Below are 25,771 nucleotides of genomic sequence, written 5' to 3'. Positions count from 1 at the left end.
CTCTCCTATGTGGTCGGGCCGGGATGCGAAGCGAGGAACGCGTCCAGTTCTGGTGTCGTTGGCATGGCGGGTGCGCAACCGGGATGCGACACCACGATCGACGCGCAGGCCGAACCGCGCATGACGGCGTCTTTCAGATCGTGCCCCGCCGCGATCGAGGCCAGAAGCCCGGCCATGAAACTGTCGCCAGCCCCGTTGGGTTTGACGGCCGTAACCGGGTAAATACCGGTTCGCAGCTCTTGCCCGTCCACAAAGGTGACAGCACCTTTTTCGCCCATCTTGTAGATGACGATCCGACCCGGTTTTTGGGCAAGTTCCTGCGCTTTGGCAAAACCCTTTTCGATGCCGCCGGCCATGAATCCGAATTCTTCGTCATTGCCGACGATCAGGTCGCTGGCTTCGCCAGCCCGCGACAGAACTTCGGCAGCCACCTCGGCCGAGGGCCAGCTGTACGGACGGTAATCGATGTCGAAGATGATCGGCAGTCCTGCGCTTCGGGCGTTCTCGAAGGCCTGGAATGTGGCGCTGCGCGACGGTTCGGACGCAAAGACCGTTCCAGCCGAGATGATTGCCGAGAAAGATGAATAATCGACTCTGTCCATATCCTCTTTCGTGACTTGGAAATCAACGGCCCCGTTGCGATAGATCACATTCTGAAAGTCCTCGATCCGGCTTTCGTACACGGCCAAAGACATGCGGTATTCGCCGCCCAGAATGCGGATATAGGATGTGTCCACCCCGTAATGCCGCAACCGGTTGAGGCAGAACCGCCCAATCGCATCGTTCGAGACGGACGTGATCAGCGACGCCTCGCTGCCCAACTTGACCAGCCCGGCACAAATGTTGGCAGAAGAACCACCAAGGTCGGCATGAAACGTGCTGGCATCCTCGCTTTTGACACCAATTGGGTCTGCGTAAAGGTCCATACCCGCACGCCCCAGAACGGCGAAACGGTTTCCTTTGATACCATCCATCAAAACGCTCAAGTTTTGTCCTCCGGCAGAATGGGTCGGCAAAGTTTGGACCTTGCGTTGAATCGATTCACACGATACTGATTTTGCAACCGGTTGCAAATGATATGTTCGGAGCCGTTGCAGATGCCTGAAATCGGAATTGGAATCGTCGGCGGCGGCTATATGGGCAAGGCCCATTCCGTGGCCATGTCAGCGGTCGGCGCGGTGTTCAACACGGCATTGAGACCCCGGCTCGAGGTCATCTGTGCCTCCAGCCCCGAAAGCGCCCAACGTTACAGGACGGCCTACGGTTTTGACCGAGCGACCGATGATTGGCGGGTATTGGTTGAGGATCCCAAGGTTCAGGCAATCGTCATCGCCTCGCCTCAATCGACACATCGTCAGATTGCCGAAGCAGCTTTTGCACTGGGTAAACCGGTCTTGTGTGAAAAACCATTGGGCGCATCGCTTGAGGACAGTCTGGCCATGGTTGCTGCTGCCGAAGCGTCGGGCGCGGTCAACATGGTGGGGTTCAACTATGTTCGTACGCCTGCGACGCAATACGCACGCCAGCTTATTGCAAATGGTGAAATCGGGGATATCACCTGGTTCCGGGGCGAGCATACCGAGGATTTCTATGCCGACCCGCACGCTTCTGCCTCCTGGCGTACGACGGGCATGGCCAATGGCACCATCGGAGATCTGGCACCGCATATGGTCAACGGTGCATTGGCGCTGGTTGGACCGATCGCGCGTGTGATGGCGGATGTTGAAACGGTTCACAAAACCCGACCGGGTGGTGAAGTGACAAATGATGATCATGCCCAGATGATGTGCCGTTTTGAAAACGGGGTTATGGGCAACCTGTATTTCAGCCGCGTCGCGACGGGGCGGAAAATGGGCTATGCTTATGAAATATCGGGAACAAAGGGCGCCATCCGGTTCGATCAGGAAGACCAGAACGCGCTGTGGCTCTACAAGCGGGAAGGACCCGAAGCGTCCCGTGGGTTCACAAAAATCCTGACCGGACCGGCGCATCCGGATTACGAGCCCTTCTGCCAGGGTCCGGGCCACGGAACGGGCTATCAGGACCAGATCATTATCGAGGCCAAAGACTTTCTTCAGGCCGTCCACACCGGAACGGCCACTTGGCCCACCTTTCGCGACGGGCATGAGGTCAACCGGGTGCTTGCCGCCGCCTTGGCATCGTCAGAGCAGCGGCAGTGGAAAGACATCCGCGATTTCTGATCGCTCAAACAAAAAAGTTCTAATGAGAGACGATGACCATGGCTAAGTTGAGATGGGGCATGATCGGTGGTGGTGAAGGCAGCCAGATTGGCCCCGCGCACCGCTTGGGGGCACAGGCTGACGGGCTGTTTGAATTTGCCGCAGGCGCGCTGGATCACCGGCCCGAAGCGGGCCGGGAATACGCGCAGCGATTGGGTGTTGCAGCCGATCGCGCCTATGGCGACTGGCAAGAGATGCTGGCCGGTGAGAAGGACCGTGAAGACCGGATCGATCTGGTGACAATCGCCACTCCGAATTCGACGCATTTCGAGATCGCCAAGGCCTATCTTGAGGCGGGCTTCAATGTCTTGTGTGAAAAGCCAATGACAATGACTGTAGAAGAGGGTGAGGAAATTGTCCGCGTCGCCGAAGCGTCGGGAAAGATCTGCTCGGTGAACTACTGCTATTCCGCCTATCCGATGGTGCGGCAGGCCCGCGCTATGGTGCGCTCAGGCGAAATCGGACAGGTGCGTCTTGTGGTGACCAATTTCAGCCACGGCCATCATGGGGATGCCACCGATGCGGACAATCCGCGCGTGCGCTGGCGCTATGACCCTGCGATGGCAGGGGTTTCCGGGCAGTTCGCCGATTGCGGTATCCACGCCCTGCATATGGCCAGTTTTATCTGCGATGATGAGGTGAAGACGCTTTCGGCTGATATGGCCTCAACGATCGCAAGCCGGGAACTGGAAGACGATGCAATGATCAACTTCCGGATGGAAAGCGGCACAGTCGGGCGTCTTTGGACATCTTCTGTGGCGATCGGGCGCCAGCATGGCTTTGACATTCAGGTCTTTGGCGAAACCGGCGGGTTGCGCTGGGCGTCAGAGCAACCCAACCAGTTGATCTACACCCCGGTAGGAGGGCGCACCCAGATCATCGAAAAGGGCGAGGGGGGGCTTCATGATGAAGTGCAGCGCCTGTCTCGGGTCGCCATCGCGCACCCCGAAGGCTTCCCGCTGGCTGTAGCCAATATCTATTGCGATCTGGCGGATGCGATCCGCGGTGAAAGCCGGGATGGCCTGCCCACCGCAGCGGATGGCGTGCGATCGATCGCAGCGGTGCACGCGGCTGTTGCGTCGGGCAAAGCAGATGGTGCCTGGCAGGACGCCCGCCCGCCGATGTTCCGCTGATCAGGGGCGGGGCCGCAACGTGCCCCGCTCGACCACCCGGCAGGGGAAAATCCGTGCCTCGGGGTAGCGATCGGGCGCCTTCAGCATCTCTTCCACCAGATCGACCGACGAGGTGATGATCTGCTTGATCGGCTGATGGATAGTCGTCAGGTTGATATATTCCCAGCGCGACATCTCCATGTCGTTCAGGCCGATGATCCCGATATCGGTGCCCGGTTTCAGCCCGTGATCGGCCAGCGCCGACAGCGCCCCGATCGACAGGATGTCGTCGCCGCAGAAATAGGCCTGCGCCGGATCACCCGCCAGCAGGCGCAGCATCTCGGCCCGGCCGGCCTCGAAGGAATAAGCTCCGGCGAAGGAGTGGTTGACGGGAATCTGCGGATGGTTGGCCATTTCCTCGAAAAAGCCCCGCTGCCGGTCCAGGGACGAGGTCGCATCCTGCGGCCCGCCCAGATAGCCCACGCTGGCATAACCCCGCGCGACCAGCTCGCGCGCGGCCATGCGGCCGCATTCCACATTGTCGATCCCGACCACATGCACCTCAGGCGAGGTGGCAGACCGGCCGAACGTGTGCACCACCGGCACGCCCGCATCGTGGAACGCTTTGGCAAAGCTGGGCGGCAAGGTCGACGAGGCGACGATCACCGCATCCACCGAATATTGCCGCAGCATGCGTACGGAATTGGCGGGCTCGGTCTCGTCCGTCAGGTTCACGATCAGCGGGCGCAGGCCGCGTTCCTGTAAGGCGCGTGTAAACTGGTCGAAGACTTCCAGAAAGATCGGGTTGTGAAAGTTGTTCGAAATCAACCCGATCAGTTTGGTGCGCCCGGTCGTCAGCGACGAAGCCAGAGCATTGGGGCTGTAGCCCAGCTCTCGCGCGGCCTTTTCAACCTTGCTGCGCGTTTTTGCGGAAACCGAGGCACCTTCGGTAAAGGTGCGCGACACCGCAGATCGCGATACACCGGCCAAGGCGGCCACGTCTTTCAGGGTCACGCTCACGCTGCGGGACTCCGATTACAGCGAGGCAGGAAAACAGATAAGTCTGGCATTGCCCGAGCATTATGCATCATCGACCTGAACTTGCAACCGGTTGCAACTCTGCCGCGACGATTCAAGCGTGTTTGAGCGTCGAAATTTTGAAGGCAAAAAGGTGGGTGATGAGACACTCGAACTCCTGACATCTTCGGCATAACCGAAGCGCATTTTCCAATCCGCAGATGCACCAAGACGCCGTCTTGCATTACCGCCAAGCGCACGATTTCTTAGAAATGCTTGGCGTTGTCAGCGATTTGAAGTTGCACAAACCGCGGAGCGGTTCAAGGGCATATCCTTTCCTGCCGCTTTCAAGATCACGTCCGATCGAGCCGCAACAGGCATGCGTGACGGCGCATGCGTTGCCAAAAGGACCGTGGGGCAACAGCTTTTTCAACCCTTGGCATTGGCTCCATGACCGTGGCAAAAACTCTTGCCATCCCTTGGTGGACACACATGAGAGAAGCAGTGGAACGCCAACCCGCCCATTCGCAGCGCAGGTGCTATCCAAGGCGGAATTTGGTTGGCGTCACACCGGTCTGGTTTCGAAAAAACCGAGTGAAGTGGGACTTGTCGGAATAGCCAAGCATGAGACCGATCTCGGCAACTGTCATTTTGCTTTCTCTGAGGTGCTTCTTGGCGACATCGACCCGCAGACGCCTTACCTCTCGGGGAAGTGTTGTCTGATGTTTCTGAAGTGCTTTCAGGAACCGCTCGGGCTGGATACCCAGCAATCCGGCCACAACCTCCGGCCCCAGCTCTGACTCATCCAGTTTTCCACGCAGGACAGACCGCAAAGCGGCCACTACGGTGACGTCTTCATTGTGTCGAATCGTGGCTGTCGGCGCTTCGGACTCCTCTGCCGCATGGTGTAGAAACAACCATTCCACGGGAAAACTGATCTGCATTCCGGGGTTGGGTCCAAGACCGACTTCGATACCTTTGTAACCGCGTGGCAAGCCAAGGATGTATCTGCTTTCCCATCGCACCCGGGACGGATCCCACGCGTTTCCGACCACGCTTTGCAACAGGCGCACATAGATGGCAGCCCCGAACCCGGTAACCTGAACGGGCGGAACGGTTGGTTCCTGTTGCCGCGCGATCCGATAGATCGCTTTGTCTGCTTCCACGACAAGGCTGTGCCGCACGGAGTTGGACTCTTGTGGCACAAGCCTGACGAACCGGGCAAAAAACTCGAACAGAGTGTTCGAGGATTGCAACGACCGAGCGAACGGCGGCCATCCTTGCAGGTCAAATGTCTCTCCTACATTCAGGCCAAGGTATCGATCCCCTGACAACTCTGAGAAGGCATTCAACAGACCATAGACCAGTTCCGAGTGGACATAGACAGATGGGTCGGACAGCAGGTCGGCCTTCAAGCCGACCTGATCCAAGGCCGGTTGCGGATTGATCCTGCGGTCGGTGAGATATTGCAGAAACGGGGCGGCCAGCGCGAGGCGGATAAAGCCTTCGCTATGCGCTTCAGAAGTGGAGCTGAGTGGCACGTCCGTCACCCTTTTTTAAACCAATGGTTTCGTTCAGTGGCCTTTTTTGCGGTCACATTCGCACATGTTAATCCAAAAGTGGCAACCCGCCCAAGAGTTTTCGGGCTACGTTCGGTAAAACGTGAATGTGAAGGGAAGACCTATGACCAACATGCGAATATCCCTTTGCCCGGCGGTAATGGTCGCGGCAGTTTTTGGTTTTTCGGTGGCTGCGCAGGCTCAGGATCAAGAAGATCCTCAAACGCTGTTCACCAATGTGCACGTCTTTGATGGCGTGAATGAGCAACGTATCGAGAATGCCAGCGTATTGGTCGAGGGCAACCTGATTAAGGCCGTATCAACTGAAGTGATTGATGCCCCCAATGCTACGGTTATTGACGGAGAAGGGCGGACACTGACCCCCGGCTTCATCGAAAATCATGCACACCTGATGCTGCCAGGACCCACGTTGCCCGCAATGGAAGCCAACAGCACTTGGGAAGACCTCGCGATTCACGGCACTCAAATGGCTGAGATGTACTTAATGCAAGGCTTTACCACCGTAAGAGATGCAGGTGGCGCTAATGGAGGGCTTCGCCGCGCAATCGACACCGGGACTATTGTCGGGCCGCGTTTCTACCCTGCGGCTGCTTTTCTAAGTACGCGTGGTGGCCATGCTGATTTCGCCAACTTTACAGCACCTGTTGGCCAGTCTTCAAATTTCAGCCGTCTGAATATGGCCCAAGAAGTCGACAGTGTCTCCGAAATGTACAAGTTTGCTCGTAACAACTTTCGGATGGGAGCAACACAACTGAAGTACATGCAATCAGGCGGTGTAGTTTCAGTGTTTGACCCGTGGCAGTTATTGGCTGGATCGACGGCAGAGTTAGAAGCGGCCGTGCAGGTTGCCAACGAATACGAAAGCTACGTCATGGCCCATTCCTACCGCAAGGAAACGATCATGGCGGCACTGAATGCTGGTGTGCGATCAATTGAACACGGTTTCATGTTTGATTGTGAAATATCAGCGCTGATGGAAGAGAAAGGAGCCTACATCACAACCAATCTCACGGCATTTGATCCAAATCTCTTCGATATTCCTGCCATTCGAGATGTCCCAGCCAGCTTAAGAAAGGCACAGTCCGCCACGCAGGCTTTCGGCGACTACATAAAAAACATGAATGAGTGCCCAGCTAAAAGAGGGTTTCACACGGATTGCGTAGGTTCTGTAGCTGCCTGCAATATTCAAATTGCCTATGAAAAACATCTCAATAATGAGTTCTTTGGCTCTCACGCATCGTTGGTCGCAATGACATCTACTGGCGGTGAAATCGCCGCTTTGTCCGGACCGTTCATGAACCCCTATCCCGAAGGCAATCTGGGCGTTATCGAGGAAGGGGCCTATGCTGATATCCTGCTGATCGACGGAAACCCACTTGAAGACTTTTCCGTCGTTGGAACCGGGGATCAATGGTTTGGCGCCGACCCGAGGCCGGAAAGCCCGGAAACGATCCGACTGATTATGAAGGACGGTGTGATATACAAGAACACACTGGACTGACCCAAATAACGGTTGGAGAGATTTGATGTTCCCTTGGTTTCGCGCCGCAGTTTTCGCTGGCTTTGTCCTGAGCGGTCATTCCGCAATGGCAACGCCCCATGCGACGCTTGACTGGTCTGACCTTCCGGACCCGTCGGTGCAGGTGTTCGATGACCCTTATCGTGATCTGAGCCCTGAACAGTTTGACGATGTCCTCTTCGTCGTGCGCTTGCGCGGCAGGTTGCAGCAGGATGTCGGCAGCGTTGAGGAAAGACAGAAATGGCAAGAGCTTCTGACCGAGACTGAAGACGCCTTGGCCGAGGGTGGCGTTGATGTCGACTGGCTGCTCGATCAGCGAGAGGCTGTGAAAGAGCGGCGAAGAAAGGCAGGAACAAACGGAAATCCGCAACTCGATGGCCAGAGTGTTACGCTGACAGGCTTTGCCATTCCCGCGCCGAACGATCCGGACGGGCGAGCGGTTGCATATTTGGTGCCAGAACGCGGGATGTGCAGCCACATGCCCCCGCCTCCGCCCAATCAGATGATCCGGGTGCGGTTGAACGGCGACTGGGCCCCCAGTTACTTCCATGAACCCGTTCGGCTCAAAGGTAGGCTGACGATTGAACCCTCGGTTCAGAACATGATGGTCGTGGATGGGCTTGTGCCGATGAATGCAACCTTCAAACTGGAGACGGACAGCGTTGAAACGCTGGAAACCAAGGCCGACGGTCTGGAATGGAGACAGCGTGCAGCCGATCGCGTCCGAGCTGCTGGCAATCGTAAAACTGGCGGCGCAAAGGCGTCGGAATGATAGGGCGCCTTGTTGCCGCATTGAGCATTGCCTGCGCGGGTACGGCGTCTGCGCAGGGGTTGTCCGGGCCTTCTTCGGTCGAGGCCGAGCTGAAACCTGGCGATGGCCTGACCGATCCGCAATACCGTTCCGAATTTCCGCGCAACATCGCGCCGGGATGGTTTCGGTGGAAAGACCGGCTGGCCGAGGGCGGGTTTCGGTTCAACGTGGATTACCTGGCGTTGGGCCAATCCACGAACGCTGATTTGGGAACTGGTGAGGCCGCAAGTGGAATCGCGCGTGTCTACGGCAGTTGGCAGGCAACCGAGCGGGGTTCTTTGACATTCAAAATCGAAGATCGGCACGGATACACCGATGTTGCCCCGCAATTCCTTGGGCTGGACGGAGGTGCATTGTCGATCACCGGAACAGCCTTCAACGACAATGGTTTGTTGCTGACCAACCTGTTCTGGACCCAAAGGGCCGAGAACGGCGCGTGGACGCTGCAAGTCGGCCAGATTGATGTGACGGACTTTGTGGATATCTATGGATTGGTCAGCCCCTACAGCGGGTTCCAAAACCTGTCGTTCAACACCAACCCGACAATCAACACACCCAACCAGGGAATTGGCATTGCCGGTGGGATAAAGCTGAGCAAAAACTTCTACGCCGTTGCCAGCGTTGCAGACGCAAACGCCGATCCGTCGGATCCAAGTCTTGACGTGTTCAGCTACGGCAATCTCTTCAAATCGTTTGAGATTGGCTACACTTCGGGCTTTGACCGCATCTATTTCGACAATGTCCATTTGACCCTCTGGCATGCAGATGCGGCCGACGATGGCAGCCGTGCAGAAGATTATGGCGCCGTGTTTTCCGCGGCTTGGTTTGTCGACAACAAATGGATGCCGTTCGTTCGGGCAGGAGCGTCGAAAGGCACGGCAGCGCTGTATGATCGTTCGGTTTCTGCCGGGCTGGGCTATTACGGTCGAAACACCGATCTGGCCGGTTTGGGTTTGAACTGGGCCGAAGCAAGAAACATCGACGGCGATCAGTTCACGCTGGAAGCATTCTATCGCTTTTCAATCTCACCCGGTCTGCAAATCACGCCGTCACTACAGTTCATCTCCAATCCGCTGCTGAACGCCAATCAGGATAGCATCACGTTGTTCAGCCTGCGCACCCGGATCGTTTTTTGATGCGGCTCGAAAGCAGCAACTCACACGAAACCAATTTGGGAGGCTCAGTCATGAAAACTTGGTTGGCCGCAAGCGCCATTGCAATCGTATCCGGTGCCGCGCTGCACGCGAGCGAGGAAAGCAAGACATGGGATGCGTCGGATGAAGCAAAGCAATTTGTGAATGACACAATCGTGCTTGGCATGTTGGCCAGCCCCTACGGCACCGGCTGGACTGAAGAGGAACAGCTGCACACTTACTTCGCGCGGGCTCGGGACCACGGAATAACAGGTCATGAGATGACGCTGGCCGCAGCGGATATGTCTTTTGAGACCTTTCTTGATCAGCACTACCACTTCCGGTCGGCGATGGCGCAACAGCCAGAGAATTACCTGATCGTGAATGAAACCCGCGATATCGAAGCCGCCCATATTCAAGGCAAGACGGCGGTCATCTGGAACAGCCAGACGGCGACGATTCTGGATGGCGACCTGAGGAAGATGGCGTTGCTTAAGGATATGGGGATCAAGAGTATGATCCTGGCCTACAACGATATCTTCCGCACCGGGTCGGGGCAGTTGGCGGCCTATAACGGGCGCGATATCGGTCTGACCCCTTGGGGCAAGTCGGTGATCGATGAAATGGTGCGTTTCGGCATCCTTCTGGACCTGAGCCACACGGGTTCCAAAACGGCCAACGACGCCATGGACTACATGGACGAAAACTATCCCGGCGTGCCTTATGTTTACACGCATTCGGTTCCTGCCGGCCTTTACGCAAACGAACCCGGTGCGACGCCACGCGGGTGTTATCGGGCCATTCCCGATGACGAGGCCCTGCGTGCGGCCAAATCGGGCGGCTATGTTTCTCCGACATTCACTGAATGGATGATGGACGGCGTTTGGCCTGAAGATATCTCACCCAAGCAAGCCGCCGGCATGATCGACTACTATGTTCAACTTGTTGGGGTCGACCACGTTGGGATCGCAACGGATGACATGTTCTCGACTGAATTGGTTGTGCAGTTCGCGACTGCAAACGCCAGCATGTATGATGATGGCGGCTATATGATCGACGCGTTCAACAAAGGGGCGACCGGCAACGGTGAGTTGGCCAAAATCCTTGCGGCAATTACCGATGATCTCTGGGCAAGAGGTTATTCCGATGAAGACCTCGAAAAGATCTATGGCGGCAACAAGATGCGGGTTTACGCGCAAGTCTGGGAGGGCACCCCCCCCGAACAATTTCTGAAAGAATACCCCGAGCGTCTGCGTCTCAGGCAGGAATTGCGAGAAGGGTTTTATTCGCGATAGACTTTCGGGACCGGCATCAATGATGATTGGCCCCGGATGCGGAACAGCGCAGAAATTTTGGGGGAAAGGATGGTGGGTGATGAGAGACTCGAACTCCCGACATCTTCGGTGTAAACGAAGCGCTCTACCAACTGAGCTAATCACCCGTGATGCTGCATTTAGCCAAGCCTGCGGGCAGGTGCAAGAGGGTCTGGAAGATTTTCTTGCGTTCCTTCGCTGGCGGCCGTCCAACGGGGCATATTGTCAGCAGTAGGCCGAACAGGCGGGCGTTCGGGGCGCCTCTCGGGCTGGAAGGTGGGCAGCACATTTTAAGACGGATCGATGGAAAACGCCTTGCTCAACCTGCGACCCATCATGTGTAAATGGCCAAAGGCGCTTGCGCGCCACCGGTGACGTCCGATATCCCCAGAGAGACTGAAGCAAACCGGTCGGGAGTGTACATGACCCTATCCTTCGCCCGCCGATTTTGGATGGTGGCATTGGTCCTTGGCATGACGGCGCTGGCCCCGATTCAGGCCGGTGCAGAAGGCATTCTGGTCTTTGCAGCGGCCAGCCTCAAGACCGCATTGGATGAAATCGTTGCAGGGTACGAAAAGCAGACCGGTCAGAGCGTTTCCGTTTCCTATGCGGCGTCGTCGGTCCTCGCCCGGCAGATTCAGCAAGGCGCGCCTGCGGATGTGTTTGTCTCCGCCAATACGGATTGGATGGATGTGTTGGAGCAGGACGGATTGATCCGGGCAGACTCTCGGGTTGATCTGCTGGGCAACGGCCTGGTTCTGATCGGGGCTGAAGATCATGCGCAAGTGGGTGAGATCCAGCCCGGATATGACCTCAAGGCGGACTTGAAAGACGGCTATCTGGCCATGGCACTGGTCGACGCGGTGCCTGCCGGTATCTATGGCAAAGCTGCTTTGCAAAGTCTGAACCAGTGGGAGGCTGTGCGGACACAGGTGGCGCAGGCCGACAATGTGCGCGCTGCGCTGGCTCTGGTGGCGGCAGGGGCCGCGCCGCTTGGGATCGTGTACCAATCAGATGCCAGGGTGGAAGAAAGGGTCCGGGTCGTTGCGACATTCCCTGCCGATCTGCATCCACCGATAATTTACCCTGCGGCACTGACCCTCAATGCAAAAGAAGGAGCACACGCCTTTCTTGAACACCTGAAAACTGATGCAGCCACGGCTGTATTTCTGGAGCAGGGATTTACCCTGCCGGTCAGGTGATTGCCTTGGATTGGTTGGGGCCTGCCGAAGCAGAAGCTTTGAAGCTTTCATTGCGCGTGTCCTTTTGGGCGACGCTGGCGACTTTGCCGTTTGGGATATTTGTCGCTTATGCTCTGGCACGTTGGCGGTTTCCCGGACGGCAGGTTTTGAACGGTCTGGTGCATTTGCCTTTGATCCTGCCGCCGGTTGTCACCGGATACCTGCTGTTGCTGACTTTTGGCATTCAAGGGCCGCTGGGCCGGCTTCTGGCCGAGTTCGGGATCGTAGTGGCCTTTCGCTGGACAGGCGCGGCCCTTGCCGCCGGGATCATGGCCTTCCCTTTGATGGTCCGGGCGATACGTTTGTCGATCGAAGCGGTGGACCCGAAGCTGGAACAGGCCGGGGCAACTCTGGGCGCGTCGCGTCCGATGGTGTTTTGTACGGTGACCTTGCCGATGATTTTACCGGGTGTCATAGCCGGGGCTATTCTGGCCTTCGCCAAGGCCATGGGTGAATTTGGTGCGACGATTACCTTCGTGTCCAACATCCCGGGTCAGACGCAGACGTTGCCTTCGGCTGTCTACGCCTTTTTGCAGGTCCCGGGCGGCGAGGCAGCCGCGACGCGGCTGGTTCTGATATCGATCGTCATCGCAATGAGCGCGTTGTTGCTGTCGGAGTATGTGGGGCGGCGTGCTGCAGCTCGGGTGGCCGGATCATGAGCCTGTCTGTTCGGTTGCACCACCATCTGTCGGGGATCGATCTGAATGTCAGTTTTGATGCGCCACCGGGCGTGACGGTGCTGTTCGGGCGCTCGGGATCGGGCAAGACCACCATCGTCAATGCCGTGGCAGGGTTGTTGCGGCCCCAGGCGGGCCGGGTGTCGGTAGATGGCTGGGTTCTGTTCGACACGGAACAGGGCCTGTGGCTGCCGCCGCATCGGCGCCGATTGGGGTATATTTTTCAGGAAGGGCGGTTGTTCCCCCATCTGACCGTGCGCCAGAACCTTGCCTATGGGCGTTGGTTTGCGCCGAAAAACACACGCCGCGAAGACCCCGACAGGGTCATCGACATGCTGGGCATCGGTCATCTGCTGGACCGCAGACCTGCCGGGTTGTCAGGCGGTGAGAAACAGCGCGTCGCCATCGGGCGGGCCTTGTTGGCAAGCCCGCGGTTGATCCTTGCAGATGAACCGTTGGCAGCACTGGATGATGAGCGAAAAGCGGAAATCCTGCCCTATTTCGAGCGTCTCAGGGACGAGGTCTCGGTTCCGATCCTCTATGTGACCCACTCTGCCGCCGAAGTGGCCCGGTTGGCAACGTCCGTTGTTGCGTTGCAGGATGGCAAGGCAGTTCGCCACGGGCCCGCATCCGAAATGCTTGCCGACCCGTCAGTCGCCCCTGCGGGAATTCGTGCCGTCGGGGCCGTGTTGCAGGTTCAGGTTGCAAAGCATCATTCCGACGGGCTGACAGAGTTGAACGCCAATGGCGCGCGGCTGTTTCTGCCTCGTGTCGCGCATGAGGTCGGGGCAAACTTGCGGATTCGGATACCCGCTCAGGAAGTGATCCTGTCGAACAACAAACCCGAGGGGCTTTCGGCGCTGAACGTGCTTGGCGGGACCGTGGACTCGATCCGGTCAGGCGAGGGGCCGGGTGCCATCGTGTCGGTAAAGACCCCGGCGGGCAATGTGCTTGCGCGGGTTACGCGTCGATCTGTTGCGGCCCTGAACCTGAAACCGGGCAGCACATGTTATGCCGTGATCAAGACGGTTGCATTGGCCCCGCAGGATGTCGGCGGGCGCATTGTGGCCAGCAGCTAGGCTCAGGCGAGGGCGCGGGCTTCGTGTTCGCGCAGTATCAGACGAGCCGCGCGCCCGAACCCGGTGTGACCCGAGGTCGGTCTGTCGGGGAATATCGAAGCCAGTTCCCGCAATGCCTCAGAGGACAGCCCATAAAGGGCCTCTTCCCCCAGAAACAGGCTTTCGGCCTGCGCGCCCTCGGCGTTCAGGATCTCATGCCGGTCCAGCAGGACGTGGAGATATTCGACCGTTTGAACCGATGTATCGATGCAGATGCCGGGCCATCCGCACAGGTGTTTGGCGGCAACCAGGGCTTCGGATGCGCCGAAAAGCAGCTCGACTTTCGGGCCTTTGACCAGGATCCTGTGCTGCTGCGACACCAGAAGGTCTCGTGAGGGTTCGTTCGGCCCCAGACTGCCCGCCGAGATACGAACGGGGCGCAAAGCAGGTTCATCGCATAATCGTTCGGGTGGAATTCTGCTGCTTTCGATCCAGCGGATAGGTTGCAGACCGTGATCGGCAGTGGCCACCATATGACCCGCGTCCAGCGTTTCGATCGCAAGCGGGCCGCTTTCAGTTTCGATCAGGGTTCCGGCCGCAAAACAGACGCCCTCGATCCGGATGACCACTTCCACCGGGTCCGGTGTGCCGGTGAATGGAAGGGTGAATGGGCCGGCTTGCGTTGTACCCGAGACGCTGATGAAGAAAGAATCGAAGACGACTTCGCCTTTGTCGAGGCCATCGAAAAATGTCGGGTCGACGGTATAGGTCCACTCTCCCGTGTTCGGGTCGATCGAGGCGGTGCCGTTGGCGGGTTGTGCCGCAATCGTCCAGGTTTGCGTGACCGGATTGAAGTTTCCATTGTCCAGAGTGGGTTGTCCCGTCTCAACGTTGGGTGGAAAACCAGTCACATCCCCGGTCAGTTCACCTGTGATCGGAACTGAAACCAATTAACCCTCGCCTTGCTGCAACACGCGTTCAAATTCCTTCTTGCGATACAGGCGCATGTGAACCTCGCCCGCTTCATCCCGCGTCCATTCGACGATGCGATTGCGTGTCATGTCACTGTCCATCCGGTTGGTGCGCACACGCGGGTGCGGGATTTCCTGCTTGAGGATATCAACAATTTGGCTGGTCTGTCCAAACGGAGCCACAAGATCAATGATCCAGAAGGATGATCCGCTGGTGAAGTCCGTGTCGGAAAGGGGTTTTTCTTTCACCGCATAACGGAACTCGGCTTCGGGGTTGAGCCCGGCGAAGGTGACAAAACCACGAGGGAATCCGTGCTGCCGGAAGATATGGTACTGGCCCAGGCGAAACGGAGTTTCGAACGCGTACAAAACCTGTGCCAGACTGCGTTTCTGATGTGTTTTCGTCAAACCCGCCAGATAGAACATAGCGCCCAGATCCGCATATTTTTCCGGCGTGAAGTCGAACCAGTCTTTTGGAAACGTCTTGCTCAAAGAGATGCCCAACAGTGTAACGGGAACCAAAAGTCTACAGCGAGTGTACTGCTTTCCTGCAATATGGGTAGAATAAATTCTTTGATGTGGTCAGTGTTGCCGGCTCGTTGGCCTGTCCTGCTTTACTCGCAGGTCGTCCCGACTATGCTATTGGTATCGGACCCTTGTTTCGGGATACCTGGATTATGCGTTCATTCAAGACTCTGGCTGCTGCCGCGCTTTTATCGATACCTGCGATGGCCGAGGCTGTCGGTTTCGGCCTGTCCGTTCGGCCGCAATTCCGTACGGAAATCACGCCGATGCCGGACGGTGTCTACGAGGTCAAGGCCATCGGATCCTCAGCGCCCGTGAATTATTGGTGTGGAATTGGGGATTACGCGATCCGCAGTCTGGGCGTGCCAAACAACCAACGGATCTATATCTGGCGCGCCTATGAACCCGGCGTCCGGACCGTGCAATTCTCGCTGACCCCGCCGCCGGGGGCGGATACCAAGCCGGGATATTCCATCACCGTCAGGAAAGTCGGGGCCAACATGTCGGCGTCGTCGGCGCAGAACTACTGCTATGACAACTTCATCATGGACACGTTCTGAGCGTCAGATCCATTTCGCCATCGGTGGCAGGCTCATCAGAACCGCGTCCGGATCATGTCCGGTTTCCAGTCCGAACTTGGTGCCGCGGTCATAGACCAGATTGTATTCAGCATAAAGACCGCGATGCACCAGCTGGGTGTCTTTGTCGGCGTCCAAGAAACCCTGTGCGCGCCGTTTTTCAACCAATGGCACGAAAGCGGGCAGGAAAGCCCGACCGATATCCTGAGTCAGGGCGAAATCGGCCTGCCAGTCTCCGGTGCAATAATCATCCATGAAAATACCGCCCACGCCGCGTGCGCGTTTGCGGTGGGGAATATAGAAATACTCGTCCGCCCACTCTTTCAGGCGTGGATAATGTCCGGGTCCATGCGGGTCCAGATGAGCCTTTTGGGTATCATGGAAATGCGCCGTATCGTCATCATATTCGATGCAGGGGTTCAGATCCGATCCGCCGCCGAACCACCAGGCGTGCGGGGTCCAGAACATCCGAGTGTTCATATGCACCGCCGGGACATGGGGATTCTGCATATGCGCCACGAGACTGATCCCCGAGGCCCAGAAACGCGGGTCTTCGGTCATCCCGGGAATGCCTTTGCGTGCTGCCATCGCCTGTTGTGCACGTTCGCCCAGGGTCCCGTAAACTGTCGAGACATTGACCCCGACCTTTTCAAACACGCGCCCGCCGCGCATCACGGACATCAGACCGCCCCCTGCGTCAGAGCCGTCCTCGGACTGGCGTTTGGTTTCCTTGACTTCAAAGCGGCCGGGCTTTGCGTCTGAAAACGGGCCGGTGTCGTGGCTGTCCTCCAATGCTTCGAATGCGGCAACGATGTCGTCGCGCAATTGGCGGAACCAGGCAGAGGCGGTGTTTTTTTCTGTTTCGAACATGGGTCTCAATGCGCAGGTGCGGCAACAGGGTCAAGCAATGTGCGGCCGCCGTCGATTGTCAGGATCTGGCCGGTGATGAATCCGGCTGCATCCGATGCCAGATACTGCGCGGTTTCCGTCAATTCAGTGGCCGACGCGATACGGGCAAGCGGTGTGTGCTTTTCGATATCGTCGCGGAATTCCCGGTTCTCTCTCAGTGTCGATTGCAGTGATGCACTCATGACCGAGCCGAGCGCAATCGAATTGACCCGGATGCGGTTCGGCGCCAACGCCACGGCCAGTGAACGTGTCATCTGGTCCAGCGCGGCTGTCGACACGGAATAGGCCATCAGGTCGGGATGCGTGCGGCGGGCCGCGATGGATGACAGGTTGATGATCGATCCGGCAGGGCTCTCATCGTCATCCCCGGCCTGTTTGATCATACGCTTTGCGACCAACTGGCTGAGCCGCAGCGCGGGCATCAGGTTCTGGTTCAGCAAGGTGCGCATCGAGTCGTCATCGGGATCAAGCGGATCAGACTGGATCACCTGGCGCGCGCCGTTGATCAGAATATCCACCTGATCAAACGCATCCAGTGTTGCCGACAGCAAATTGGCAATGGTCAGCTTTTCACGCAGGTCGCCTGCGAAATACCGAATATTGCCGTCTTCTGCCTGTTCCCCCAGCTCATCGACCAGACGTTTTTCATCTATATCGGCGAACATGACATTTGCGCCCGCATCCGCGAAATGCCGACCTATGGCCAGCCCGATGCCATTGGCCCCGCCTGTAACGATTGCGGTCTTGCCTGCGATGGAAAAGGACATCCGAATCCTCCTGAATTAGGGGCAGGTTAGCTGGCCTTATCGCCGAGGGCGAGAGGCGTCAAACACCTTGAACCGGTTGTCGCCGGCGGCTTCATCGACCCGAGCGAAGTGTTCGTTCAGAGTGGTTTCGTAGGGAAGGTGGCGATTGGCGACCATCCATAGGGTTCCGTTGCGCGTCAGATTGCGTGCCGCTGCTGCGATGAAACCCTGCCCCAGCGTGGGGTCGGCACTGCGTGAGGTGTGAAACGGGGGGTTCATTACAACCGTGTCCAATGGCTCTGGCGCCGTCCAAGTAACGGCGTCAGCCCAATAAAACCGGGCCCTGGGGTCAGAGGCGTTGATGCGCGCGCAGGCAAGGGCCGTGTGGTCTGCTTCGACAAGATGCACGGATTTTAGGTTGTCGCGCTTCAAAAGCTCTGCGGTCAGATACCCCCACCCGGCACCCAGATCGGCCACGCGCGGCCCCAGCTTGGCAGGCAAGGCGTTCAGCAACATGGCCGAGGCGGGATCGATCCCGTCCGCTGAAAACACACCCGGTGCCGTGTGGTACCCATCGACGATCTGCGTCTTTGGCGCAGCCCAATCTGCAAAGCTGTGCGGGTCAGCCTGAAACCAGAAGATTTTTCCGTGTGCTTTGGACAGAGGCCCTTCGACCGAGACCCTTTTGCGAACATCTTTCAGAATGCTGTCCACGCCATCGGTCTTTGCGCCATCGATCACGACAACGCCGCGGGCTCGTGAGCTGGCCAGATGGATCATCGCCCGTGCAAGCGCCTTGGCCCGCGGCAAAAACACAATTGCATCCTCGCAAGGGTTTTCTGCCTCGGGCACCGTGTCAAAGCCCTGCGCGGCAAAATGGTCATAAAAAGGTTTGAACGGCTGCACCACCTGCGCCGCATGGGGAAGCGCCGACAGATCATGGGTTGGAACAGGGCAGATCACGCTGAGGGGCGACGACAGCGACAGGCCGTTCTGCAATGCAAGTTCCAGGCGAGGGGACATGGGCAATTCCGGCAAATATGTGTGAGGGTCAGGCGAAAAGCCTTATTCTTCGCGTTCCATGGTGCATTGCAGCGGGTGCTGGTGCCGGCGGGCGAAGTCCATAACCTGGCCAACTTTGGTCTCGGCAATTTCATGGCTGAAGACCCCGACGACGGCCACACCTTTTTTATGCACGGTCAGCATGATCTCGAATGCTTCTGCATGGGTCATGCCGAAGAAACGTTCCAGAACATGAACCACGAATTCCATCGGCGTGTAATCGTCGTTCAGCAACAGCACCTTGTACAAAGGCGGACGCTTGGTTTTTGGGCGCGTCTGTACCAGAACGGACGCGTCGCTGTCGTCGTCCGGTTCGTCAGACATCATCCAGGTCTTTTCCAGCATCGTAGGCAACTGTCCGATTCAGTTTTGGGGTTTATCTTCGCGCTTATATAACGTGGGGATGGCTGGTGAAAAGAGCAAGCGGACGTAAACGAGATGACTGACAAGCTGACGACAATCGGTTTCGATGCGGATGATACCCTGTGGCACAATGAGCGTTTTTTTCAGCTGACGCAGGCGCATTTTGCCGAGCTGCTGGCCGATCATGCCGACCAGGATCATCTGATGGAGCGGCTTCTGGCGGCCGAAAAGCGCAACATTCGACACTATGGCTATGGCATCAAGGGCTTTGTTCTGTCGATGATCGAAACCGCTCTCGAGGTCACGGATGACCGTGTGCCGGCCTCGGTCATTCGCCAATTGATCGAAGCCGGGCAAGAGATGCTGGCCTATCCGATCGAGCTGTTGCCCCATGCCCGCGACGCGGTGGAAGGCATGACAGGCTTGTGCCGGGTTGTCTTGATTACCAAAGGGGACCTGATCGACCAGGAACGCAAACTGGCCCAGTCGGGTTTGGGCGATCTGTTCGACGCAGTGGAAATCGTGTCTGAAAAGACCCCTGAAACTTACCGGTCGATATTTGAGCGGCATGGTGATGGCCCGGCGCGCGCGATGATGGTTGGCAATTCCATGCGATCTGATGTTGTGGCTCCGATCCAGGCAGGAAGCTGGGGGGTTCATGTCCCGCACGGCCTTGTCTGGGAGGTGGAGCATGCCGAAGCGCCGGTCGACAGTCCCCGATTCCGGGAGTTGAGGGATTTGGGCGGTCTGGCCGATCTGGTGCATAGCCTGAATTGATGTTGCCTATTGGCCGCAGTTCCACGAAAACCCTGCCGGGTGTTGACCAAGTTCTGCCTCAATCGCGCATCTGGTGGGCTTTGGGCAGTATTTGTCTAGATATAGCCCAGTTCAGGCAACCTAACGAAACCGCGAAATGCTCAGCTTTCGGTTTATTTCACCAAGTCTCTGTGATAGAGTTTACGATAATAAAATAATTTTTGCTGACTGGGAAAACCCAGCGGCGCGAGGCAGACAGAGGCAAAAATCGTGCAGATTCGGCGGACAGTTCCGGCCCGAATGGGCTTTTTTCTCATAGTGGTGTTGTGCGTGCTGGCGTTTGCGCCGCTCAGGTCCATGGCGGCACCTTACGCAGCGATGGTGATTGATGCCCGAACCGGAGAGGTTCTGCATTCGCGTAATGCTGACACAAGGCTTCACCCGGCATCGCTGACCAAGATGATGACGCTTTATATCGCGTTCGAAGCGGTGCGGAACGGTGAGATCACTCTGGATACCCCGGTTCGGATCACCAAAAAGGCGGCAGCCGAGCCACCGTCGAAGCTGGGCCTGCGCGCTGGTCAGACAATTGCTTTTCGCTATCTGATCCGCGCGGCTGCTGTGAAATCGGCGAATGATGCTGCAACGGCCATCGGTATTGCCATCAGCGGGTCCGAGGCAGCTTTTGCGCGTCGTATGACGCGAACCGCCAAGGCGATGGGGATGAGCCGCACGACCTTCAAGAACGCCCATGGTTTGACCGAGGCGGGGCATCTTTCGACCGCACGTGACATGACCACGCTGGGTCGGCATCTGCTGTATGACTATCCGCAATACTATAACCTTTTCTCGCGTCAATCGACGCATGCAGGGATCAAAACCGTTCCCAACACCAACCGTCGCCTGCTGGCGGCCTACAAAGGCGCCGACGGCATCAAAACCGGTTACACCCGTGCGGCGGGGTTCAATCTTGTGGCATCGGCAAAACGCAAGGATGAACGCATCATCGCCACCGTTTTCGGCGGAAAGTCCGGCGCCTCTCGGAATGCCAAGGTTGCCGAGCTTCTGGATTTGGGTTTCCGCCGCGCCCCGTCCCGTGCGCCCATTCGCAAACCTGCCCGACCGGCCTATGCTGGAAATACCGGATTGGGTGTCGGGACGCAGGTCGCCAGCGTGAGCGGCGCGCCAAAATCCAGTTTGCGCCCGGTTCGGCGCCCCTCCGCGTCGACGCAAGTCGCAAGCGCGGTTGCTGTGACAGCTGATGAGAATCGTGGACGCATTAACAGCGCGATCGCGGCGGCCATTGCCGAAGCGGATATCGCACAAACGGCACCGCCGGTGGAAACATCCGATACCCGTCCGGCATTGCGCCCCGACAATCTGGTTCTGGCTTCGACGGATTCCACCAAGCAGCCAGAGCCTGAGCAGGAGGTTGTCACTCGGCTGTCTTCGTCAGGTGGGCACCTGTGGGGGGTCAATGTGGGGCGCTATACCACGCGGTATGAGGCCGAGAAGGTTTTGCTGAAAACCGCATTGTCGGAAATGACCACACTGGAAGGCACGCTGCGCAAAGTGAACCAAAGCGCGCGCGGGTTTGACGCAACCTTTCAGGGCATGACCCGCGAACAGGCGGATCTGGCCTGTCGCCGTTTGCAGGCCCGCAACGTCACCTGTTTCATGATCGGGCCATCATAAGGTTCGGCATATTCTCTCCTGAATGGGTCTGGGCTGCGGTATTCCGCAGCCCTTTTTTCAATCGAAAACGTGACCGTGCTGGTATTGTTCGTCCTGTCCGGCGGCGGCTGTCAGGGCGGCGACATTGTCCTTGGTGAAGAACCCATCATATTTGTGGCACCGCTCGATATACTCGGTAATCAGCAGGGTATGTTTGGAGTGTTTCGAGAAGATCTGTTTCAGGTTCGGGTCGTCTTTGCACTCGCCCACCACATGGGCCAGGAACGGCACACCCTTGTCCTTCAGGGTGTTCACAACGAAATCGACGTTTTTTTCCCCGGCGCTGTGATCGCCATCCTGAATCTCGACGGCCATGTGGTGCAGACGACGGCCAAAATTGCGCACGAAATCCTCGGTCGGCATCGGCAGTTTGGCGAAGGAGTTGACGAAGGATGGCGTGTTGTTTGCGGTGAATACCTTGGCCGGAGATTTTTTGTCATCGTCCACATTGCCGTTGCGGTTCACGTTGGTCGATGAGTTCATGTCGAATATGTTGTAAGCGCCCCAGAAATAATAGGGCACCATGGTCAGAAACTCGAGGATCGCATCCTCGCGCTCGCCCGCTAGGACCCGCGTCGCAAGATGGTCGATTCCCAGCATCAGCGGGGCGATTTTGCTTTCGGTTCCAAAGGCGGCGGCCTGTTCCAAACGGGCCTGTTCCGTGTCGCTCAGCAACACGCGATCCCCAAGGCCCAGACTGTCGGTGTCGTTAAAGTCGTGGGTCGAATACCCGACGCGGTTGCAGGTGAAATCGGACGGGGTGGTGAATCGGAACCCGTCCGATGTGTAGAACGGGTTCTCGGTATCTCCGGGATATTCGAAACGTATGTTCTGATCCTCAAGTGCATGGGTCAGCGCGTCCAGATCACAGGCAGCAAATACCTCGCCTACATAGCGCGTCTGCGGTGTGTTGCGCGCCAGTGGATACATGCGATTGATGCGGGGGATAAAGTCTTCGAATCCGGGGCTGAGCGGCGCCATCAGGATTAGCGCAGGATAGTCGGGATGTGAATGCAGAACCGAGACTCTGTGGGTTCGTCCCAGATAGCTGGCGGTGTGCCGATAGGGTGTCATCACATAAAGTTCGACCATCGTGTCGAACACCGCGTCGGGTTCGACCTGAATGATGATGGCCCGCATCGCGCCGACCTGATCCGCAATGCCCGAGCTTGTCCGGCGTTCGTAAATCTTCGGAAGGTATTCGTTGAAGAAGTCCGAGTTCTTCTTGTCGCCCCGGGGCTGATAAGACATCAGATCAAATGACATTCCACGACCTCCTTGCTCTTGCCCGCCATGGGTCAAGGCATTGTTTGAAATTGTAGTATTCAGAATATGCGTTTGCCCGCCATGCTAGGCGCTGAGGCCTGTACGGGCAACAGTCGTGAATTTGGGTTGCCGACGTTAACCCATGATGTTCAGCGGGTGAACTTCGTCACCTCGACACCGCCCCCGATCAGGCTTTCGCGAACAGAACGGGCGATCTGCACCGCAGTTGGTCCGTCACCATGCAGGCAGATTGTGTCGATCGATGTTTCCAGCCGCTTGCCGCTTTCGGTGATGATCGCGCCTTCGCGGACCATGTTCAGGATGCGAGGTCCTGCGACATCCGCGTCGTGGATCACCGCGCCGGGCAGGCTGCGGTCAACCAATGTTCCGTCGTCATTGTAGGCGCGGTCGGCAAAAATCTCGCCCACCCATTTGCAGCCCAGCTCGCGCACGGCGTCTTCTTGTTTCGTCACGGCAAGAACCATCACGATGATGTCGGGATCGACGTCCAGCGCGCCCTGATAGCAGGCCCGCGCCATATCGACATCGAGCGAACACATATTGGCCAGTGCGCCGTGCAGCTTTAGATGGCGAACTCTGGTGCCAACCGCATTGGCCATGCCCATGGCTGCGCCCAACTGATACCGCACCAGATTGCGGAGGGTGTCCTGAGACAGCTTCATGTTCCGGCGGCCAAAGCCTTGCAGGTCGGGAAACCCGGGATGCGCCCCGATACCGACACCATTCTCGGCCGCCAGCTTCATTGTCGATGCCATTACATCCGGATCACCCGCATGAAAGCCACAGGCAATATTGGCCGAGGTGATGATCTTCAGAAGGCTTTCGTCGTCGCCCATTTTCCATGGGCCAAAGCTTTCCCCCATATCGGCATTCAGATCGACGCTTGGCATCGGCACATCTCCTTAGTCGGTGGCAGAGATCACTCCGCTGATCAATTGGTAGGACAGCAAGTCCGGGATGTCATGCGGGTTACGCACCAACGCTTCGACTTTCGAGGGCAGGCGGGCAAGATCCGCCATGAATGCCGCGTGCAATTCGGTGGCTTGCTCGATGCTGACAAATTCGAACGTGATCGCTCCGCCCGCGGGTGTCTGCGCTGCGCGGGGCATGTCGCAGGGCAAAACGGTCGCGATGCGGGGATACCCTCCTGTGGTCTGGCATTCGGGCAGCAGGATGAACGGGTCTCCGGTTCCGGTCATCTGGATGTCGCCCGGGGTAATAACCTCGGACAAGATGTTAAGTTGGCCAGTGGCCGCAAACCCGTCGCCGTCACTGTTGACTTGCATCCCCATCCGGTTGGCGCGTGCGCCACGATGGAATGAGGTGCGCGCAAACCGATCAAGCGTTGCGTCATCAAACAAGGACGTCTGGAAGCTGGCGACGACACGCAGAACGCCACCCGAGAAGCGTTCGGAAGGGGGCAGTTTCAAACCAGCGTCGCCTGCCTCCGCGCCACAGTTCAGCCTGTCGCCCGGTTTCACCGCTCGCCCGATCCGTGCCGTCAGGTGCGCGGATCGAGATCCAAGAAAAACCTCTGAATCGATACCGCCCCCCAAATGAAGATAGCCGTAATTGCCTTGCAGAAGCGCACCGATGACCAGCCGTTGTCCGGGCTTCAGGTGATGCGAGGCATTCCAGGCCACGGGGCTGCCATCAATGCTGGCCTGCATCTGCGCACCGGTCAATGCGATGCGCATGTTCTGTGTCGCCTCGAACGTGCCGCCCATTCCGGCCATTTCCAGCGCAGCAAGTTCCGGGCTTTGGCCGAGCAATGCGGCGCCTTCATGAAGGGCCAGTGTATCGACGGCCCCGGACCGGGACAGGCCCTGGTTCAGATAACCTGAGCGCCCCTGATCCTGGATGGTGCAAGCCGGGCCGATCTGGTGGACGATCAGGCTCATGGCGCAATCTCCTCGCAGGTTGCTCCGCCCGTGCCATCTTCGTTTTTGGCTCTGATTTGTTCCAGGTCTTCGCGGGAAATGGGTTCGAATATCAGTTCATCCCCAGGCTTGAGGGCGAATGCCTCGGTCGTCTCGGGCCGGAAACACCGAAAAGCCGTCTGCCCGACATGCCGCCACCCGGTTGGCGTCGGCCCGGAAAACAGGACAAACTGAGATATTGCAAGAACCAGAGCGCCTTCGGGCACCATGGGGGTCAGGTTTTGCAGCCGCGGAATATTGAACTCGAGGGGTAATGGCCCAAGGTAGGGTTGCCCGGGGGCGAACCCTATCGTCAAAACCCGCACGCGGGACTGGCCAAGCCGCCGTATTGCTTCTTCCGGCGCGAGACCGGCAGCAGCAGCGGCATCGTCCAGCTGGGGCGCAAGGTCGGTGCCATAGACCGTCGGAATTCGCCACAGCCTGCGGCCTGTTGGAAGTGGTGTGCTGTACCAGTCCTTCTGATCGACGAGGTCCTGAAGCTTGTGCAGCATCTGTTGGTGGGTGGTGCTTTGCGTATCGAACCGGACATATGCCGAGGCCAGCGTGGCAGAAGATTCCGTGACCTCTGCCCATTGAAGCCGATCCAGTTCAGATCGAAAGGCCAGCGCCGCTCGGTTCGCTGTCTCAGACATCGTGTCCGCAAATGTGACAAGCGCTCCGTCAAATCCGACGGTTCTGACCAGTGGGAACGTAAGGTGACGCGTCATGCCTGTCTCGCTGAAGAAGTCGAAAACGAATGTCCCAGACCAGAACTCATCTCGGTGGGATGTTCAAGATTGGTGTTCAGAATGTTGGCACACTCAAGGTGTGGTCGGAATCATGTAGGCCCCCTCGGCATGATGCAGTTCGAAATCTGGCCCTAAGGTTTTCAATGCAGATTCTGGCAGATTCCCGAGTCGATTCACGGACTTGAGTCGCGCAGCCTTGTGTTCAGTGTCGGTCGATTCCCTATATATAGTAGTGCCATCTTGTGTCTTCCGGGTTGTGTCGTGGCCATCCGATGGAGAGAGTCCCGACCGACACAGGAAAGGTGAGCTTTCGACGCTTGTAATATGCTGTTTTTAAATGGTTATCTAAGAATTTTCAAAAAAATGCTCTGCGGCGTCATTTTCCGCTTGCGGGATTTGTTTGTTATACTTAGAACCCCCTTCACCGGCGCTGCTGAGGCGCTGGGACGCGGCGGAAGCGGCGGTTACGCT

Annotated in this window: 25 protein-coding genes and 1 tRNA gene; 12 read left to right on the top strand and 14 right to left on the bottom strand. The window is 57.7% G+C overall.

What is annotated here, in order from left to right:
* Positions 1–5: 5 nt before the first annotated feature.
* Positions 6–974: a 5-dehydro-2-deoxygluconokinase gene (iolC, locus tag GS605_RS19645; protein WP_171638012.1), complete on the bottom strand. Its 969-nt coding sequence runs from the start codon at positions 972–974 to the stop codon at positions 6–8.
* Between the two features lie 123 nt (positions 975–1,097).
* On the opposite strand from iolC, the gene GS605_RS19640 reads away from it, so the two are divergent.
* Positions 1,098–2,201, top strand: coding sequence for a Gfo/Idh/MocA family protein (locus tag GS605_RS19640; protein WP_171725066.1), 1,104 nt, complete (start codon positions 1,098–1,100; stop codon positions 2,199–2,201).
* 38 nt (positions 2,202–2,239) lie between these two features.
* Positions 2,240–3,373: a Gfo/Idh/MocA family protein gene (locus tag GS605_RS19635; RefSeq protein WP_171725065.1), complete on the top strand. Its 1,134-nt coding sequence runs from the start codon at positions 2,240–2,242 to the stop codon at positions 3,371–3,373.
* Here GS605_RS19635 and GS605_RS19630 read toward each other — a convergent pair whose 3' ends face one another.
* A complete protein-coding gene (locus tag GS605_RS19630) occupies positions 3,374–4,372 on the bottom strand; it encodes a LacI family DNA-binding transcriptional regulator (RefSeq protein ID WP_171638007.1) in 999 nt (332 codons plus the stop codon).
* Positions 4,373–4,908: 536 nt separating this feature from the next.
* Positions 4,909–5,910, bottom strand: coding sequence for an AraC family transcriptional regulator (locus GS605_RS19625; RefSeq protein WP_171725064.1), 1,002 nt, complete (start codon positions 5,908–5,910; stop codon positions 4,909–4,911).
* 142 nt (positions 5,911–6,052) lie between these two features.
* On the opposite strand from GS605_RS19625, the gene GS605_RS19620 reads away from it, so the two are divergent.
* The 4 genes from GS605_RS19620 to GS605_RS19605 are packed head-to-tail and all read left to right on the top strand — an operon-like array spanning position 6,053 to position 10,707.
* Positions 6,053–7,450 carry an amidohydrolase family protein gene (locus tag GS605_RS19620; RefSeq protein ID WP_171118964.1) on the top strand — a complete coding sequence of 466 codons (1,398 nt, stop codon included), beginning with the start codon at positions 6,053–6,055 and terminating at the stop codon, positions 7,448–7,450.
* A gap of 25 nt (positions 7,451–7,475) precedes the next feature.
* Positions 7,476–8,240, top strand: a complete 765-nt coding sequence (locus tag GS605_RS19615; RefSeq protein ID WP_171725063.1) for a DUF3299 domain-containing protein — start codon at positions 7,476–7,478, stop codon at positions 8,238–8,240.
* Entirely contained in the window at positions 8,237–9,415 is a 1,179-nt protein-coding gene (locus GS605_RS19610; RefSeq protein ID WP_171725062.1) for a carbohydrate porin, read from the top strand. The genes GS605_RS19615 and GS605_RS19610 overlap by 4 nt, the downstream gene beginning before the upstream one ends.
* 50 nt (positions 9,416–9,465) lie before the next feature.
* Positions 9,466–10,707 (top strand): dipeptidase, encoded by a 1,242-nt coding sequence (locus tag GS605_RS19605; protein ID WP_171725061.1) that lies wholly within the window; start codon positions 9,466–9,468, stop codon positions 10,705–10,707.
* A gap of 70 nt (positions 10,708–10,777) precedes the next feature.
* Here GS605_RS19605 and GS605_RS19600 read toward each other — a convergent pair.
* Positions 10,778–10,853: transfer RNA gene (locus GS605_RS19600), tRNA-Val, on the bottom strand.
* A gap of 294 nt (positions 10,854–11,147) precedes the next feature.
* On the opposite strand from GS605_RS19600, the gene modA reads away from it, so the two are divergent.
* Genes modA through modC form a run of 3 tightly spaced genes read left to right on the top strand, consistent with a single transcriptional unit; the run spans position 11,148 to position 13,722 of the window.
* Positions 11,148–11,927, top strand: coding sequence for a molybdate ABC transporter substrate-binding protein (modA, locus tag GS605_RS19595; protein ID WP_371807781.1), 780 nt, complete (start codon positions 11,148–11,150; stop codon positions 11,925–11,927).
* Between the two features lie 5 nt (positions 11,928–11,932).
* Positions 11,933–12,625: a molybdate ABC transporter permease subunit gene (modB, locus tag GS605_RS19590; protein ID WP_152456975.1), complete on the top strand. Its 693-nt coding sequence runs from the start codon at positions 11,933–11,935 to the stop codon at positions 12,623–12,625.
* A complete protein-coding gene (modC, locus tag GS605_RS19585) occupies positions 12,622–13,722 on the top strand; it encodes a molybdenum ABC transporter ATP-binding protein (protein ID WP_171725060.1) in 1,101 nt (366 codons plus the stop codon). The genes modB and modC overlap by 4 nt, the downstream gene beginning before the upstream one ends.
* Before the next feature lie 2 nt (positions 13,723–13,724).
* Here modC and GS605_RS19580 read toward each other — a convergent pair whose 3' ends face one another.
* Positions 13,725–14,651: a Hint domain-containing protein gene (locus GS605_RS19580; RefSeq protein WP_171725059.1), complete on the bottom strand. Its 927-nt coding sequence runs from the start codon at positions 14,649–14,651 to the stop codon at positions 13,725–13,727.
* Positions 14,652–15,164 (bottom strand): toxin-activating lysine-acyltransferase, encoded by a 513-nt coding sequence (locus tag GS605_RS19575; protein WP_171637991.1) that lies wholly within the window; start codon positions 15,162–15,164, stop codon positions 14,652–14,654. It lies immediately after the preceding gene.
* Positions 15,165–15,349: 185 nt separating this feature from the next.
* Between GS605_RS19575 and GS605_RS19570 the strand changes: the two genes are divergently transcribed.
* The gene (locus tag GS605_RS19570) at positions 15,350–15,757 is read left to right on the top strand and encodes a hypothetical protein (RefSeq protein ID WP_171637989.1); all 408 of its coding nucleotides are present in this window, start codon (positions 15,350–15,352) and stop codon (positions 15,755–15,757) included.
* A 3-nt stretch (positions 15,758–15,760) separates the two neighbouring features.
* On the opposite strand, the gene hemF is transcribed toward GS605_RS19570, so the two are convergent.
* From hemF to clpS, 4 genes are read right to left on the bottom strand one after another with little or no spacing between them, the layout of a single operon-like run.
* Positions 15,761–16,645 carry an oxygen-dependent coproporphyrinogen oxidase gene (gene hemF, locus GS605_RS19565; RefSeq protein WP_171725058.1) on the bottom strand — a complete coding sequence of 295 codons (885 nt, stop codon included), beginning with the start codon at positions 16,643–16,645 and terminating at the stop codon, positions 15,761–15,763.
* Between the two features lie 5 nt (positions 16,646–16,650).
* Entirely contained in the window at positions 16,651–17,451 is an 801-nt protein-coding gene (locus tag GS605_RS19560; protein WP_171637986.1) for an SDR family NAD(P)-dependent oxidoreductase, read from the bottom strand.
* 36 nt (positions 17,452–17,487) lie between these two features.
* A complete protein-coding gene (locus GS605_RS19555; RefSeq protein ID WP_171725057.1) occupies positions 17,488–18,453 on the bottom strand; it encodes a class I SAM-dependent methyltransferase in 966 nt (321 codons plus the stop codon).
* A 42-nt stretch (positions 18,454–18,495) separates the two neighbouring features.
* Positions 18,496–18,837, bottom strand: coding sequence for an ATP-dependent Clp protease adapter ClpS (clpS, locus tag GS605_RS19550; protein WP_152456986.1), 342 nt, complete (start codon positions 18,835–18,837; stop codon positions 18,496–18,498).
* Positions 18,838–18,930: 93 nt separating this feature from the next.
* Between clpS and GS605_RS19545 the strand changes: the two genes are divergently transcribed.
* On the top strand, positions 18,931–19,632 hold the full coding sequence (locus tag GS605_RS19545; RefSeq protein ID WP_171725056.1) for an HAD family hydrolase: 702 nt from the start codon (positions 18,931–18,933) through the stop codon (positions 19,630–19,632).
* Between the two features lie 279 nt (positions 19,633–19,911).
* The gene (locus GS605_RS19540; protein WP_171725055.1) at positions 19,912–21,306 is read left to right on the top strand and encodes a D-alanyl-D-alanine carboxypeptidase family protein; all 1,395 of its coding nucleotides are present in this window, start codon (positions 19,912–19,914) and stop codon (positions 21,304–21,306) included.
* Positions 21,307–21,363: 57 nt separating this feature from the next.
* Here GS605_RS19540 and GS605_RS19535 read toward each other — a convergent pair whose 3' ends face one another.
* The 4 genes from GS605_RS19535 to GS605_RS19520 all read right to left on the bottom strand — a co-directional run bounded on the left by GS605_RS19535 (position 21,364) and on the right by GS605_RS19520 (position 25,279).
* Positions 21,364–22,611 (bottom strand): hypothetical protein, encoded by a 1,248-nt coding sequence (locus GS605_RS19535; RefSeq protein WP_171725054.1) that lies wholly within the window; start codon positions 22,609–22,611, stop codon positions 21,364–21,366.
* Between the two features lie 149 nt (positions 22,612–22,760).
* The gene (locus GS605_RS19530; RefSeq protein ID WP_171725053.1) at positions 22,761–23,522 is read right to left on the bottom strand and encodes a LamB/YcsF family protein; all 762 of its coding nucleotides are present in this window, start codon (positions 23,520–23,522) and stop codon (positions 22,761–22,763) included.
* A gap of 12 nt (positions 23,523–23,534) precedes the next feature.
* Positions 23,535–24,533, bottom strand: coding sequence for a biotin-dependent carboxyltransferase family protein (locus tag GS605_RS19525; RefSeq protein ID WP_171725052.1), 999 nt, complete (start codon positions 24,531–24,533; stop codon positions 23,535–23,537).
* Positions 24,530–25,279 carry an allophanate hydrolase subunit 1 gene (locus GS605_RS19520; RefSeq protein WP_171725051.1) on the bottom strand — a complete coding sequence of 250 codons (750 nt, stop codon included), beginning with the start codon at positions 25,277–25,279 and terminating at the stop codon, positions 24,530–24,532. Before GS605_RS19520 ends, GS605_RS19525 begins: the two co-directional genes overlap by 4 nt.
* Positions 25,280–25,771: the final 492 nt, after the last annotated feature.

The sequence above is a fragment of the Ruegeria sp. HKCCD7559 genome, assembly GCF_013110575.1.
In the GTDB taxonomy this organism is placed as follows: Bacteria; Pseudomonadota; Alphaproteobacteria; order Rhodobacterales; family Rhodobacteraceae; genus Ruegeria.
The sequence above is the reverse complement of the archived record's forward strand: the minus strand, read 5'-3'. Positions and strand labels throughout refer to the sequence as shown.

Excerpts from the sequence above, each read along its gene's own strand:
- GS605_RS19545 (WP_171725056.1), top strand. The coding sequence starts at position 18,931 with ATGACTGACAAGCTGACGACAATCGGTTTCGATGCGGATGATACCCTG.
- hemF (WP_171725058.1), bottom strand. The coding sequence starts at position 16,645 with ATGTTCGAAACAGAAAAAAACACCGCCTCTGCCTGGTTCCGCCAATTG.
- clpS (WP_152456986.1), bottom strand. The coding sequence starts at position 18,837 with ATGCTGGAAAAGACCTGGATGATGTCTGACGAACCGGACGACGACAGC.
- GS605_RS19540 (WP_171725055.1), top strand. The coding sequence starts at position 19,912 with ATGGGCTTTTTTCTCATAGTGGTGTTGTGCGTGCTGGCGTTTGCGCCG.
- GS605_RS19555 (WP_171725057.1), bottom strand. The coding sequence starts at position 18,453 with ATGTCCCCTCGCCTGGAACTTGCATTGCAGAACGGCCTGTCGCTGTCG.
- GS605_RS19640 (WP_171725066.1), top strand. The coding sequence starts at position 1,098 with ATGCCTGAAATCGGAATTGGAATCGTCGGCGGCGGCTATATGGGCAAG.
- modA (WP_371807781.1), top strand. The coding sequence starts at position 11,148 with ATGACCCTATCCTTCGCCCGCCGATTTTGGATGGTGGCATTGGTCCTT.
- GS605_RS19605 (WP_171725061.1), top strand. The coding sequence starts at position 9,466 with ATGAAAACTTGGTTGGCCGCAAGCGCCATTGCAATCGTATCCGGTGCC.
- GS605_RS19520 (WP_171725051.1), bottom strand. The coding sequence starts at position 25,279 with ATGACGCGTCACCTTACGTTCCCACTGGTCAGAACCGTCGGATTTGAC.
- GS605_RS19525 (WP_171725052.1), bottom strand. The coding sequence starts at position 24,533 with ATGAGCCTGATCGTCCACCAGATCGGCCCGGCTTGCACCATCCAGGAT.
- GS605_RS19615 (WP_171725063.1), top strand. The coding sequence starts at position 7,476 with ATGTTCCCTTGGTTTCGCGCCGCAGTTTTCGCTGGCTTTGTCCTGAGC.
- GS605_RS19530 (WP_171725053.1), bottom strand. The coding sequence starts at position 23,522 with ATGCCAAGCGTCGATCTGAATGCCGATATGGGGGAAAGCTTTGGCCCA.
- modC (WP_171725060.1), top strand. The coding sequence starts at position 12,622 with ATGAGCCTGTCTGTTCGGTTGCACCACCATCTGTCGGGGATCGATCTG.
- iolC (WP_171638012.1), bottom strand. The coding sequence starts at position 974 with ATGGATGGTATCAAAGGAAACCGTTTCGCCGTTCTGGGGCGTGCGGGT.
- GS605_RS19635 (WP_171725065.1), top strand. The coding sequence starts at position 2,240 with ATGGCTAAGTTGAGATGGGGCATGATCGGTGGTGGTGAAGGCAGCCAG.
- GS605_RS19560 (WP_171637986.1), bottom strand. The coding sequence starts at position 17,451 with ATGTCCTTTTCCATCGCAGGCAAGACCGCAATCGTTACAGGCGGGGCC.
- GS605_RS19620 (WP_171118964.1), top strand. The coding sequence starts at position 6,053 with ATGACCAACATGCGAATATCCCTTTGCCCGGCGGTAATGGTCGCGGCA.
- GS605_RS19610 (WP_171725062.1), top strand. The coding sequence starts at position 8,237 with ATGATAGGGCGCCTTGTTGCCGCATTGAGCATTGCCTGCGCGGGTACG.
- GS605_RS19570 (WP_171637989.1), top strand. The coding sequence starts at position 15,350 with ATGCGTTCATTCAAGACTCTGGCTGCTGCCGCGCTTTTATCGATACCT.
- GS605_RS19535 (WP_171725054.1), bottom strand. The coding sequence starts at position 22,611 with ATGTCATTTGATCTGATGTCTTATCAGCCCCGGGGCGACAAGAAGAAC.